The following is a 13,105-nucleotide window of genomic DNA, read 5'->3' as shown; positions in this document are numbered from 1 at the left end:
TCTGAATCAGAAGTGTGGCCCGTTTGCCCCACGTGAAGAGTTTCCATCGTGTTGCCTCGCGGACCAGTTCCGTTGCGCCTAGCTGCGGACTAAGGTGAGGCGGGACTCACTTCGTCTGAAGCGACGCCGGCCCGTATTTGTCAGCCGGCGAAGATATGAATGGATTACTGGGGATGCGTAGGGTGAAGCTTGTCACCGGAGCTGCGGTTGCGGTCCTCCTATCGGCTGCAATGGGCCCAACGCCCGTGCTCGCCGATACAATCGATGCCGCCTTGGTGCGAGCCTACCAGAACAACCCCCAGCTCAACGCCCAGCGTGCGTTTGTGCGGGCGCAAGACGAGGGCGTGCCGCAGGCTTTGTCCGGCTATCGTCCGAAAGTGAACATTCAGGCGAGCGGCGGCGCCCTGTATCAGGACGTCACCAGCAGCGGCATCCGCGTCAATGGCAATCTGGTTCCGGCATCGGTCGGGATCACCGCCACCCAGACCCTCTACAATGGACAGGTCACCGCCAACAGGGTGCGCGGCGCCGAGAGCACGACGTCCGGCGCACGCGAGGGCCTGCGCAATATCGAGCAGAACGTCCTGTTCACGGCCGCCTCGACCTACATGGACTATTTGCGTGATTCCGCCATCGTCGAAGTTCAGCGCAGCAACACGCGCGTGCTCGAGCAGACGCTGAAGCAGACCCAGGACCGCTTCAATGTCGGCGAAGTGACGCGCACCGACGTGGCACAGTCGGAGGCGCAGCTCGCCGCCGGCAGGACCCAGCAGCTCACGGCTGAATCGAACCTGACCACGACACGTTCCAAATTCCGTCAGGTCATCGGCAACGAACCGCAGAACCTTGCACCGGGATCTCCGGTGGATCGCTTCCTGCCGGCCACGCTGGCGGCTGCCGTTGAGCTCGGCTTGACGCAAAATCCGCAGGTCACTGCGGCGATGTTCGGCGTCGACGTCAACTTCCTGACCGTCAAGATCAACGAAGGCGCCTTGTTCCCGACGGTCGGGCTTCAGGTCAGTGCCCAGCAGGCCAATGATCAGCAGCTTTCGGTCCAGAAGAACTTCACAGCCTCGGCGTTAGTGCAAGTGAACGTGCCGGTCTATAATGGCGGTGCGGAATATTCGCTGATCCGCCAATCCAAGGAATCGCTGGCGCAGCAGCGTCTCGTGCTGGAACAGACGCGAGATCAGGCCCGTGCCAACGTCGTGACCGCGTGGGGCCAGCTGGTCGCCGGCAAGGCCCAGGTCGCCTCCGCGCAGGCGCAGGTGACGGCGTCCGAGATCGCGCTGAACGGCGTGCGCGAAGAAGCCAAGGCCGGTCAGCGCACCACGCTCGACGTGCTGAACGCGCAGCAGGCTCTGGTCAACGCGCGCAACGCGCTGGTGACGGCGCAGCATGACCGCGTGGTCGCGTCCTACTCGGTCCTGCAAGCCGTCGGTCGGCTGTCGCCGCAGGTGCTCAACCTTGCGACCACGACCTACGACCCGAGCGTGCACTACCATCAGGTTCGTGACAGCTGGATCGGCGTTCGTACGCCGGACGGCCGTTGATCTCCGATCGGGAAGACCGCGTCGCGGATTTCCCGATTGCACCAACTGGCGCAACAACCGCCACATCATCGTCTTCAGATTGATCTAGGCTTTGTGATCTAGGCTGTGGTCTGACCATGTCGGGCCGCAGCTTGGTTGCGTTGGCTTGCAATCGATAAATGCCCTGACATACCGTTTCTCCGGGCGGCAGAGCGATTCGCGGCGGGTCGGAGGCGGTGACCGGCGCGATGTTGAGATGAGGCCTTTACCTAAAGCCTTGGGGGCGGCAGGACCCCGCGCGATGCGTCGGGCGGGCTTGATCTGGGGACAAGTCGGGCGCGTGCGATGAAAATCCCGGCCTGCACATTCGGAACCAGCGAATCCTGTGATGCTTGGTGTAGAATGGTTTCGATGTGGAGTCGGCGATGACGCAACCTGCGAAGGTCCAAGAGCCCTCGATGGAGGAGATTCTGGCGTCGATCCGTCGTATCATTGCCGACGACGAAGCCAAGCCCGCAGGTGCCGAGAAGCCGGCTGCGGCTGCACCGCCTCCGAAGGCTGAGGCACCACCTCCGAAGCCCGCCGCTCCGCCGCCGCCCGCGCCACCCAAGGCTGCCGCGCCCGCACCCAAGCCCGCTCCGGCGCCAGCGCCGCCCGCGGCTGAAACCAACGGTCAGGACGACATCGACGCACTGCTCGCGAGTCTCGATGAGGCCACGCCGGCAGCCGACATCAGGCCGCCGCAGCCCGAGGCCGACGTGTTCGAACTGACCGACGAGATGGCGATTCCGGAGCCGGCACCAGCGCCGCCGCCGCCCGCACCCTCGTTCCAGAAGGTCGAGCCGGAGGACGACGTCGAGTTCACCGAGTCGAATGCCGCGAAAGCGCTGCACCACCAGCCGGCTTATGATCCGCCGCCGATGGAACAGGCCGTGCAGGCCCCGCCCATCATCTCCAGCACGACGATGCGATCGGTCGAATCCGCCTTCAATTCGCTCGCCAACACCGTGCTCAGCAACAATGCGCGGACGCTGGAGGACCTGGTGAAGGAGATGCTCCGCCCGATGCTGAAATCCTGGCTGGACGACAACCTGCCGGGGCTGGTCGAGCGCATCGTCAAGGCCGAGATCGAGCGGGTATCGCGCGGCCGCTGACTTGGTGAGGGGGCCAAAGCCCTCATTCAGCCACCCAAATCGGTAGATTCTCGTTTTGACGCGTTTTCTTCACGCGAACCGGCATCCACTTCGCTCGAAAACGCTCTAATTGCTGTCCTGCGCGTCAGTCAGGTTGACTTGGCGCGTTCCGGCGGCTTTCTAGCCATTCCCATGGTCCTTTAGCGCATTGTCATGATCGAGAAAAACTACCAGCCCGCCGATATCGAAAGCCGGATGTCCCGCGTCTGGGAGGAGAGCGGCGCGTTCAAGGCCGGCCGGCCCGAACGCAAGGGTGCCGCGCCCTTCAGCATCGTGATCCCGCCGCCGAACGTGACGGGTTCGCTGCATATGGGCCACGCCCTCAACAACACGCTACAGGACGTGCTGTGCCGCTTCGAGCGGATGCGCGGCCGCGACGTGCTGTGGCAGCCGGGAACCGATCACGCCGGCATCGCCACCCAGATGGTGGTCGAGCGGCAATTGATGGAACGGCAGGAGCCCGGCCGGCGCGACCTCGGGCGGGCCAAATTCCTCGAGCGGGTCTGGCAGTGGAAGGCCGAGAGCGGCGACACCATCGTCAACCAGCTGAAGCGGCTCGGCGCCTCCTGCGACTGGTCGCGCGAGCGTTTCACGATGGACGAGGGTCTGTCGCGCGCGGTCGTGAAGGTGTTCGTCGAACTGCATCGCGAGGGGCTGATCTACAAGGACAAGCGCCTGGTCAACTGGGACCCGAAGCTGCTCACCGCGATCTCCGATCTCGAGGTGGAGCAGGTCGAGGTCAAGGGCAGCCTCTGGCATCTGCGCTATCCGATCGAAGGCAAGCCGTTCAATCCGGACGATCCCGCGAGCTTCATCGTGGTCGCGACCACGCGGCCCGAGACGATGCTGGGCGACACGGCCGTTGCGGTGCATCCGGAGAACGAGCGGCTCGGCCATTTGATCGGTCAGCACGTGATCCTGCCGCTGGTCGGCCGCCGGATTCCGATCATCGGCGACGATTACGCCGATCCCGAGAAGGGCTCCGGCGCGGTCAAGATCACGCCGGCACACGACTTCAACGACTTCGAGGTCGGCAAGCGCCACGGCCTGCCGCAGATCAACGTGTTCGACCGCGAGGGCTGTCTCAACCTGGTCGACAACGAGGACTATCTGCGCGGTCTGCCCGAAGGCGCGCAGCAGTTTGCCGAAGAGTTGCATCAGGTCGAGCGCTTCGCCGCGCGCAAGCGCATCGTCGAGCGGCTGGAGAGCTTTGGCTTTCTCGAGAAGATCGAACCGAACGTGCATACGGTGCCGCATGGCGACCGCTCGGGCGTCGTCATCGAGCCGTTCCTGACCGACCAGTGGTATGTCGACGCGCACACGCTGGCGCAGCCGGCGATCGCAGCCGTCCGCTCGGGCGCCACGACCTTCGTGCCGAAGAACTGGGAAAAGACCTATTACGAGTGGATGGAGAACATCCAGCCCTGGTGCATCTCGCGCCAGCTGTGGTGGGGCCATCAGATTCCCGCCTGGTACGGTCCCGACGGCAAGGTGTTCGTCGCCGAGACCGAGGAAGAAGCGGTCGGTCACGCGCTTGGCTATTACGTCGAGCAGGAGGTGATCACCGAAGAGCAGGGGCGCGAGATGGCGGAAGACCCCGCCAAGCGCGAGGGCTTCATCGTCAGAGATGAGGACGTGCTCGACACCTGGTTCTCCTCCGGCCTGTGGGCGTTCTCGACGCTCGGCTGGCCCGACGAGACACCGGAGGTTCAGCGCTACTATCCGACCAACACGCTGGTCACCGGATTCGACATCATCTTCTTCTGGGTTGCGCGCATGATGATGCTCAGCCTGCACTTCATGAAGGAGGTGCCGTTCTCGATCGTCTACATCCACGCCCTCGTCCGCGACGAGAAGGGCGCCAAGATGTCGAAGTCGAAGGGCAACGTCATCGATCCACTCAACCTGATCGAAAAGTTCGGCGCCGACGCGCTGCGCTTCACGCTGTCGGCGATGGCAGCCCAGGGCCGCGACATCAAGCTCGCAGAGAGCCGGGTCGACGGCTACCGCAGCTTCGCGACCAAGCTGTGGAATTCCTGCCGTTTCGCCGAGATGAATGGCGCGGCGATCCCCGCGGGCTTCGCGCCTAAAGAGGCGAAGGAGACGCTGAACCGCTGGATCATGCATGAGACGGCACTGGCGACGCGCGAGGTGACGGAGGCGATCGAGGCCTACCGCTTCAATGATGCCGCGAATGCGATCTATCGCTTCGTCTGGAACGTCTATTGCGACTGGTATGTCGAGCTGACCAAGCCGCTGCTGATGGGCGAGGACGGGCCGGCGAAGACCGAGACCCGCGGCATGATCGCGTGGGTGAGGGACGAGATCCTGAAGCTGCTGCATCCCTTCATGCCCTTCATCACCGAAGAGCTGTGGTCGGTGACGGCCAGGCGCGACCAGATGCTGGTGCTGACGGACTGGCCGCTGAAGGCGCCTTCGATCTCGCCCGAGCAGATCGCGATGTCGCTGGCGACCCCGACCGATCCCTTGATCCCGCCGGCGTTGCTCGTGCCCGAGAGTGTCCCGTTCAGCGATCCCGCCGCCGAAGCCGAGATCGGTTGGCTGGTCGATCTCCTGAGCACGGTGCGTTCGGTGAAGGCGGAGATGAACATTCCGCCGTCGACGCTGACTCCGCTGGTGCTGGTCGGTGCCTCGGCCGAAACGAAGGATCGTGCGCAGCGCTGGAGCGACGTCGCGAAGCGGATGGCGCGGCTGTCGGAGATTTCCTTTGCCGATACGACGCCCGATGGCGCCGTGCAGCTTTTGGTTCGCGGCGAAGCCGTCGCCATACCGCTGAAGGGCGTGGTCGATGTCGCTGCCGAGCGGACCCGGCTCGAGAAGGAACTCGGCAAGGCCGACGCCGACATCAAGCGGGCCGACGCAAAGCTCTCCAACGAGAAATTCGTCGCCAACGCGAAGGAAGAGGTCGTCGAGGAAGAGAAGGAAAAGCGCGAGGCGGCCGTGGCGCGCCGGGAGAAAATCCTCGAGGCGCTGGAGCGGCTGAAAAAAGCGTCTTAGGCAACACGGGAGCAGGCGATGCTGGATCACGTCTCCATCACGGTCTCCGACATCGCCGCCGCCGAACGCTTCTACGATGCGATCATGAAGACGCTCGACGTGGTCAAGGTCGGGCGCCGCGACGACTGGCTCGGCTACGGCGAGCGGGCGCGGCCGGCCTATCCGGATCGCGTCTACCTCACCATCCGCAAGGGCTCAAAGCCGGAGGAGGCGTTCGGCCGCCACTGGTGCTTCAAGGCGAAGTGGCGCACCCAGGTCGATGCGTTCTGGGACGCCGGCATCGCCGCCGGCGGCAAGGACGACGGCCCGCCGGGCCTGCGCGACTATCACGCCTCCTACTACGCGGCCTTCCTGCGCGATCCCGACGGCAACCGGATCGAGGCGGTCTGCCACCATCCGGTGTAGCCGGTCTCCCCTGAGCTCAGACGAACAGAAAATCGCCGGCGTGGAGCTGGCTCAATGTCGTGTTCTTGATCTCGATCGTGTTGTTGGCGTCGAGCGTGATCACGACGCTGCCGCCGACTTCGGACATGTGCGATTGCAGCGCGCTGAAGTCCGCGAACAGCGTCTTGTCGAACTGGATGACATCCTGCACGCCATCGGTGTTCTGAAAGTCGGCGATGGTGTCCTTGCCGAAGCCGGCAGCGAAGACGAAGGTGTCATTGCCACTGCCGCCCGAGAGATAGTCGTTGCCGGCGCCACCGATCAGACGGTCATTGCCGCTGCCGCCATACAGGAATTCGTTACCGCGCCCGCCCTGCAAGCTGTCGTTGCCGTCGTCTCCAGACAATTGGGCTGCTCCGACACCGCCCTTTAATTGGTCGTCTCCGGCATCGCCGTGCATGGTATCCGCGCCGCCGCCGCCCGACAGGTAGTCGTTGCCGTCACCGCCATTGATGACATTGACGACGCCGCTGCCGTAGAGCTGGTCCTTGCCGGTGCCGCCGTCGAGCAGGGCGCCGGTATCGCCGGCACTGGCCTTGATGATATCGTTGCCGGCATCGCCATAGAGCTGATCGGTCGCCGTCGCGATGCCGGCGCCGCTGCTGATCGTGTCGTCGTCGGCGCCGCCGTGAATCACATCGGCGCCGGGCCCGCCATTGATGACGTCACTGCCCGCGCCGCCCTGGATCATGTCCGTCCCGGCACCGCCATTGATCACATCCGCGCCTGCGCCTCCGTCGAGACTGTCATTATCCGTCGCCGCACCGAAGAACAGGTCCTGATGGCCGGTCATGTCGTAATGGATGGATTTGTTCTGATAGAGATTCCAGGTTCCCGGCGAGCTTGGATTGACGGCGTCGGAGACAGCGAGGTGCTCTCCGTTGACCGTGATGTCCTTGATATAGAGATTGCGGTCGCCGCCGGAGGTGACGGCGTCGTTTATGAAGGCTAGGTCGAGGCTGTTTATGCTGTCGGGATTGTGGAGCTGGAAGGTGTAGGTCTGGTACTCCGAGGAATCGCGCGCGCCGTGAAACTCCACGATGTCGCCGATCTGCTGACCGTTGATCACAAGCTTCATCTGGCCGCCAACGCCGTCGACGAGGGGGCTGTAGCCCGTGACCGCGATTGTTGTTTCCGTGAGCTTGGGAATCAGGTCGGGACCGCCGGTGATGACATCGTTGCCGCCATCGCCCCTGATCACGTCGTTGCCGACGCCACCGGTCAGTGAGTCATGGCCGCCGCCGACGTCGATCAGATCGGCAGACGGCGAACCTGTGATGGTGAGCGCCGGCGGCTGGTGCTGTCCGCCGTACCATTCCGTGATCAGCTGCTGCGCAGGCTTGCCCATCGGCGAATAGCCGGTCGGCGAGTACAGATTGTTCGCGTCCCAGTTCCAGATCTCGGCGCCCTTGAACCAGCTGCCGCCTTCCGATCCCCACACCTGGAAGAAAGCGTTGAACGCGTCATGCTGCTCCTGCAGATCCTGCGTCGTGCCGCCCCAGCCGCCCGGGCTGATATTGGTGCCGTCGACGCTGCGGTAGCCGGTCTCGGTAAACAGGATCGGCTTGTCATATTGGACTGCGAGCGAGTGGAAGAAGTCGACCGGCGACATGTGGTTCATCGCGGCCGCCCAATAATTGTCCGTCGGCATGCTCTTCCACGCGGCGATCATCTGATCGACCGATGGATCGAGGCTGGTCGTCAACGGCGGATAGGCGTTGATGCCGATCTCGTCGACCTTGTCCCAGAAGCTGACCTTGATGGCTTCGTCGGTCGCGGCGGAGTAGGTGATGGCGCCGTCATAGACGGCGCGCACGGAGTCGATGATTTCGACCCAGTAACTCCGATATTGCGGGCCGCTGAGGCTGGCGAGCTCGTTGCCGATCGACAACGACTCCACACCGGCTTGCTGCGCGATGGTGGCAAAATGAACCAGCGCGGCCTTGTAGGAGGCGAAGAAAGCAGCAGGATCGCTCGGCGCCAGCTTGCCCTGATTGGTGCCGTCGAGGCCGGTGAGCATCGGCTTGAGCATGACGTCGAGGCCGAGCGCATGGGCATTAGCGACCGCCGTGGCGATATTGGCGTCGCTCTCGGTCTTGGCGGGATCGAAGATGATGTCGTTGGAGGTTCCACTCAGCGTGAAAACGCGCGGGGCGAGCGAGATCGAATTCGCGTTGGTTGCGGCAATTTCGCGCATCGCCGACGCTGCGGCACTGGTGACGAACGCGCCGTTGTAGTTCGATAGAAAGCCAAATCCCTCGACTGGAAATACGCCCGCCATCGTGCAGCTCCTTTTCTTCTTCAGTTTCTGTCTTGCTGCCTCGCGGCCTCCTTGTTTTGAAACCCTGCACGCGTTTCGGTTCCGCGCTCTCGTCGCGGACGAATGTGCGAGCGCTCGACCAAGCGAACGACCAGGCAACGCGCGAACGCTGCAGTTTCAACGTGGGCGTGTCGTGACGAGAATGAGCCGTTGTTGCGTTCGGCGAAGAACCCCGCGCGCGTGGTTACGACCGCGTTAGGCTTTCACGGCAAGTTCGAACGGTTCGCTTGTGAACTTCCGTGAACCTGATCGCGCGCGGGATCGACCAATGGCGCGTCCACGCAAAACTTCGGCCCGAACGGGTGCGTCAACATGCCTCTGACCCGTCGAACGCTCCTCGCGGCCATGGGAGTCCTGCCAATGGTGACCCGTATCGGCGACGCTGCGGCAGCTCCGTCACCCGTGAAGCCGCGCCACGTGCTGTGCCTGCTCGGCGGCGAGCATGAGCTGGCGCGGCTCTCGGATGCCGCGTCACAAGCGATCGAACAATTCGCCACGGGCTTCAGCATCGACACCACCTATTCGCAGGACACGGCGGACCCGCAGATGAGCCGCTCGTTCGGCGTCTGCTGGGATCGTGTCGCGCCGAACGCCTGGACCGAGGCCGATGAGGCCGCCGTCGCCGACCACAAATCCGTCCTCTATGTGCTGGGACCCAGGATGTCCGCTGACAACGCCGTCGTCTGCTCGACCGGTGCGTTGTTCCTGATCCACGCCGTGATCAAGGCCGGCGCGACCGCGGCGAAGGGCGAGAGCGCCGGTGTCGCGCACGGGCTCGCCCGATGGGCCGTGCTGGCACAGCAGGCCTCCGCCGCGCTGCAAGCCGATGACGATCACGCCTTGAGCAGCATCTGCCGGCTGGCCTTCGCGAAGCGTCCGCTGGGCAACGACGTCTACACGGAAACCGTTGGCAATCATCTCGTCGGGCTGCCGGAGGTCTATGTTGCGAAGACGTTGGGGACCGAGCGCGAGGTCGCCAGCCTGATGGATGAGGTCGGCGACGAACTGGCCCAGCGCGGCGTGCAGGCCGTGTTGAAGATCCGCAAGGCGCGGCTGTCCTATGCCTCGTCCTACAAGCCCGACGATTTGAAGTTCAATCCCTACGGGATCGTCCATATCGACCGGCGCTGAGGTAATGCGCCCATCTCACATCGGGAACGGCTTGCTGAGGAAGCGCGATCCCATGACGCCATAGCGCCAGGGCAATTCTACCGCCTTGGTGATGCCGATCCGGATGCCCGTCGCAATCTCCGGCTTTTCGGTGCGCGCGTAGAGCGCGATCGGCGGGCGATCCAGCGGCAGCTCGCTGTGCGCGATCGTGATCCCCATCGCCTCGCAGAGCTTGCCCGGCCCCGAGCACAGCGCGCGCTCGTCGCCGAGGCCGCGCCGTCGGCGCATCGCGGCAAGGCCATGCGTCGGCTCGATCGCGCGGATCAGCACCGCGCTTGCCGATCCCGCTTGCTCGCAGACGAAATTGACGCACCAGTGGATGCCGTAGGAGCGATAGACGTAGGCGAAGCCGGGCGGGCCGAACATCACCTGGTTGCGCGGCGTCGGGCCGTTGTAGGAATGCGCCGCCGGCTCGGTGTGATGATAGGCCTCGACCTCGACGATGATGCCGCCGACCCCGCCCACCAGGAAAGTCGCGCCGATCAGGTCGGGTGCGACCTCATGGACGCTGCGGTCGAAGAACGAGCGCTTCAGCGGCTTGCCGAGGCGCGGCGCCTCGGCGGGGGTCGATTTGGGTTTTTGAGCCATTTTGAGGTGGGAATCGGGCCAGAACAGGCGGTGAGGGTGCCAATATCCTGCGCCTTCTGCTAGGGTCCCGCCAACCGGGTTGCGAGCCGCTCCAACACGGATTAGCTAAGTTCATTGTTTGAGCGTGATCTCTTCGGAAAACCGGTCTCCACTTTTCCGGATCATGCTCTCTCGCGACTTGCAGGCGCTCATGGTCACCATCGTCGATACCATCTCCACCTCCCAGCTCCGTCCGCGCCACCCCGAAAAGGTGAACCGGCCGGATTCCGTGTCGCCGCCGAAGCCGGACTGGATCAGGGTCCGCGCGCCGACCACCCGCGGCTATGGGGACACCAAGAAGATCGTCAAGGAGAACGGCCTCGTCACGGTGTGCGAGGAAGCCGGCTGCCCGAATATCGGCGAGTGCTGGGACAAGAAGCACGCCACCTTCATGATCATGGGGGACACCTGCACCCGGGCCTGCGCGTTCTGCAACGTCAAGACCGGCATGCCGTCAGCGCTCGAGTCCAACGAGCCGGAATATGTCGCAGAGGCGACCTTCAAGCTCGGGCTCGCCCATGTCGTCGTCACCTCGGTCGACCGTGACGATCTCACCGACGGCGGCGCCGACCACTTCGCCGAAACCATCCGCGCCATCCGCGCGCGCTGCCCGACCACCACGATCGAAATCCTGACGCCGGACTTCCTGCGCAAGGACGGGGCGCTGGAGCGCGTGGTCGCCGCCAAGCCCGACGTCTTCAACCACAATCTCGAAACCGTGCCGTCGCGCTATCTCACGGTGCGGCCCGGTGCGCGCTACTTCCATTCCATCCGCCTGCTGCAGCGGGTCAAGGAGATCGACCCGACCATCTTCACCAAGTCGGGCATCATGGTCGGCCTCGGCGAGGAGCGGCACGAGGTGCTGCAGGTGATGGACGATCTGCGTTCCGCCGACGTCGATTTCCTCACCATCGGTCAATACCTGCAGCCGACGCGCAAGCATCACGCCGTGATGCGTTACGTGACGCCGGACGAGTTCGCCGGGTACGAGCGCGTGGCCTACACCAAGGGCTTTCTGATGGTGTCGGCGAGCCCGCTGACCCGCTCGTCGCATCACGCCGGCGAGGATTTCGCAAAGCTGCAGGCGGCGCGCGCGGCTCAGGCTCGAGCATGATCCGGAAAAGTGTGAAGCGGTTTTCCGAACAGATCATGCTCAAACAAAGTCCCTTGGATCGCACCCATGCAACGCGTTCTGGTCATGGGATCGTCCGGATCCGGCAAGTCGACGTTCGTACGTCGCTTGTCCGAGATCACCGGCCTGCCGAGCGTATCGATCGATGCGATCTTCTGGAAGCCGGGCTGGGTGGCATCCGCCACCGAAGAGTTCCAACTGCGGATGCTGGCGGCCACGCAGCAGCCGCGCTGGATCATGGACGGGAACTACACCAATAGCGGCACCGCCGAATTGCGGCGCGAGCTTGCCGACACCATCATCTGGTTCGACTTGCCACGGATCACCTGCATGCTCGGTATTTTCCGGCGGATTGCGGTGAGCTATGGCGAGGTCCGCCCCGAAATGGCCGCAGGCTGCCCCGAGAAGATCGACTTCGAGTTCTTCCGCTATGTCTGGGCTTATCGCCAAAAGCAGCGGCCAAAACTGCTCGAATATTTCGAAGGATTGCGGGCGGATCAGGCGCTGATCTGCTTCACCAGGCGAACACAGGCGGACCAATATTTGAACGACCTTGCACGCACGACCATGCCAACGAAACTCCACTGATGCCGAGATTCTCCAGCAAGCGGCGGGTGAAGCACACCGCAGCGCAAATGTTCGACCTGGTCGCCGATGTCGAGCGCTATCCCGAATTCGTGCCGCTGTGCCAGTCGTTGAAAATCCGCCAGCGCACGCCGAAGGAGGACGGCACCGAAATCGTCGTCGCGGACATGACGGTGTCGTTCAAGCTGGTGAAAGAAACCTTCACCAGCAAGGTGACCCTCGACCGGCCGAATTCGCGCATCCTCGTTGAGTATCTGCGCGGCCCCTTCAGCAATCTCGAAAACCGCTGGAGCTTCGAGCCGAAATCCGAGACCGATTGCGACGTGGGCTTCTTCCTGAACTACGAGTTCAAGAGCCGCATGCTGGCGATGCTGATGGGCTCGATGTTCGACGCCGCATTTGCCCGGTTCTCCGCCGCGTTCGAGAAGCGGGCGGATCAGATTTACGGGAAGGCTGGGGCGTAGGCTCGCTTCGCGATCTCAAGCGCGCGGCGGGCGCCTGCGCTTCACGGCAGTACGCCGCGGCGAACGCGCGACACGTGGACGCAATCGGCTCACCGCCTCGCGGCGTGGCTTGACCGCGGCCTGCGGCGGGCGCGCCAATTCCATCAGCATGCGCAGGGCCTCGACCACCGAGCGCTGCCGCACCGTGCTGCGGCCGATCGCGCCAAAGCGCTGCTCGCGATGGATGATGCGGCCGTCACGGGACGCGACGGCGAAATGGACCAGCCCAACCGGTTTGCCCGGCGTCGCGCCGCCGGGGCCTGCGATGCCCGTGATCGACACGGCCAGGTCGACGCCGGCCTTTTCCAGCGCCCCGACCGCCATCGCGGTCGCGGTCTCCTTGCTGACGGCGCCAAAGGTTTCCAGCGTCGCGGCCTTGACGCCGAGCATCGCGCGCTTGGCCTCGTTGGAATAGGTGACGAAGCCGCGGTCGATCACGTCGGACGAACCGGGGATGTCGGTCAGCGCGCCTGCGACGAGCCCGCCGGTACAGGACTCGGCGGTCGCGATCGTCAGCTTGCGCATCCGGCACAGGTCGAGCAGCGAGCGGGAGAGGGCTCTAGCGTCGCTGCCGCCCATGG

Annotated in this window: 11 protein-coding genes; 8 read left to right on the top strand and 3 right to left on the bottom strand. The window is 64.1% G+C overall.

What is annotated here, in order from left to right; translation table 11 throughout:
- The first annotated feature begins 173 nt into the window (after nucleotides 1-173).
- The 4 genes from JQ604_RS16260 to JQ604_RS16245 all read left to right on the top strand — a co-directional run bounded on the left by JQ604_RS16260 (nucleotide 174) and on the right by JQ604_RS16245 (nucleotide 6,148).
- Entirely contained in the window at nucleotides 174-1,553 is a 1,380-nt protein-coding gene (locus JQ604_RS16260; RefSeq protein ID WP_212358427.1) for a TolC family outer membrane protein, read from the top strand.
- Between the two features lie 404 nt (nucleotides 1,554-1,957).
- Nucleotides 1,958-2,686 carry a PopZ family protein gene (locus JQ604_RS16255; protein WP_212358426.1) on the top strand — a complete coding sequence of 243 codons (729 nt, stop codon included), beginning with the start codon at nucleotides 1,958-1,960 and terminating at the stop codon, nucleotides 2,684-2,686.
- Nucleotides 2,687-2,878: 192 nt separating this feature from the next.
- Nucleotides 2,879-5,743, top strand: coding sequence for a valine--tRNA ligase (locus tag JQ604_RS16250; RefSeq protein ID WP_212358425.1), 2,865 nt, complete (start codon nucleotides 2,879-2,881; stop codon nucleotides 5,741-5,743).
- An 18-nt stretch (nucleotides 5,744-5,761) separates the two neighbouring features.
- On the top strand, nucleotides 5,762-6,148 hold the full coding sequence (locus JQ604_RS16245) for a VOC family protein (RefSeq protein ID WP_212358424.1): 387 nt from the start codon (nucleotides 5,762-5,764) through the stop codon (nucleotides 6,146-6,148).
- A gap of 16 nt (nucleotides 6,149-6,164) precedes the next feature.
- Here the strand turns inward: JQ604_RS16245 and JQ604_RS16240 are convergent, their stop codons facing one another.
- A complete protein-coding gene (locus JQ604_RS16240; RefSeq protein ID WP_212358423.1) occupies nucleotides 6,165-8,468 on the bottom strand; it encodes a glycoside hydrolase family 113 in 2,304 nt (767 codons plus the stop codon).
- Nucleotides 8,469-8,867: 399 nt separating this feature from the next.
- Here JQ604_RS16240 and JQ604_RS16235 point away from each other — a divergent pair, with 399 nt between their 5' ends.
- On the top strand, nucleotides 8,868-9,638 hold the full coding sequence (locus JQ604_RS16235) for a hypothetical protein (protein WP_249158294.1): 771 nt from the start codon (nucleotides 8,868-8,870) through the stop codon (nucleotides 9,636-9,638).
- Nucleotides 9,639-9,653: 15 nt separating this feature from the next.
- Here JQ604_RS16235 and JQ604_RS16230 read toward each other — a convergent pair whose 3' ends face one another.
- Nucleotides 9,654-10,265 (bottom strand): DNA-3-methyladenine glycosylase, encoded by a 612-nt coding sequence (locus tag JQ604_RS16230; RefSeq protein WP_212358421.1) that lies wholly within the window; start codon nucleotides 10,263-10,265, stop codon nucleotides 9,654-9,656.
- A 190-nt stretch (nucleotides 10,266-10,455) separates the two neighbouring features.
- Here JQ604_RS16230 and lipA point away from each other — a divergent pair, with 190 nt between their 5' ends.
- The 3 genes from lipA (at nucleotide 10,456) to JQ604_RS16215 (ending at nucleotide 12,485) form a co-directional block, all read left to right on the top strand.
- Nucleotides 10,456-11,418 carry a lipoyl synthase gene (lipA, locus tag JQ604_RS16225; protein WP_212358420.1) on the top strand — a complete coding sequence of 321 codons (963 nt, stop codon included), beginning with the start codon at nucleotides 10,456-10,458 and terminating at the stop codon, nucleotides 11,416-11,418.
- A gap of 66 nt (nucleotides 11,419-11,484) precedes the next feature.
- Complete coding sequence (locus JQ604_RS16220; protein WP_212358419.1) at nucleotides 11,485-12,024, top strand: DNA topology modulation protein; 540 nt, start codon at nucleotides 11,485-11,487, stop codon at nucleotides 12,022-12,024.
- The gene (locus JQ604_RS16215; protein ID WP_212358418.1) at nucleotides 12,024-12,485 is read left to right on the top strand and encodes a type II toxin-antitoxin system RatA family toxin; all 462 of its coding nucleotides are present in this window, start codon (nucleotides 12,024-12,026) and stop codon (nucleotides 12,483-12,485) included. The genes JQ604_RS16220 and JQ604_RS16215 overlap by 1 nt, the downstream gene beginning before the upstream one ends.
- A 15-nt stretch (nucleotides 12,486-12,500) precedes the next feature.
- On the opposite strand, the gene JQ604_RS16210 is transcribed toward JQ604_RS16215, so the two are convergent.
- The gene (locus JQ604_RS16210) at nucleotides 12,501-13,103 is read right to left on the bottom strand and encodes a CinA family protein (protein ID WP_212358417.1); all 603 of its coding nucleotides are present in this window, start codon (nucleotides 13,101-13,103) and stop codon (nucleotides 12,501-12,503) included.
- Between the last annotated feature and the right edge of the window lie 2 nt (nucleotides 13,104-13,105).

The organism is Bradyrhizobium jicamae (genome assembly GCF_018130695.1).
In the GTDB taxonomy this organism is placed as follows: domain Bacteria; phylum Pseudomonadota; class Alphaproteobacteria; order Rhizobiales; family Xanthobacteraceae; genus Bradyrhizobium; species Bradyrhizobium jicamae_B.
Note: the sequence above shows the minus strand (reverse complement) of the source record. Positions and strands in the feature narration are given on the sequence as shown.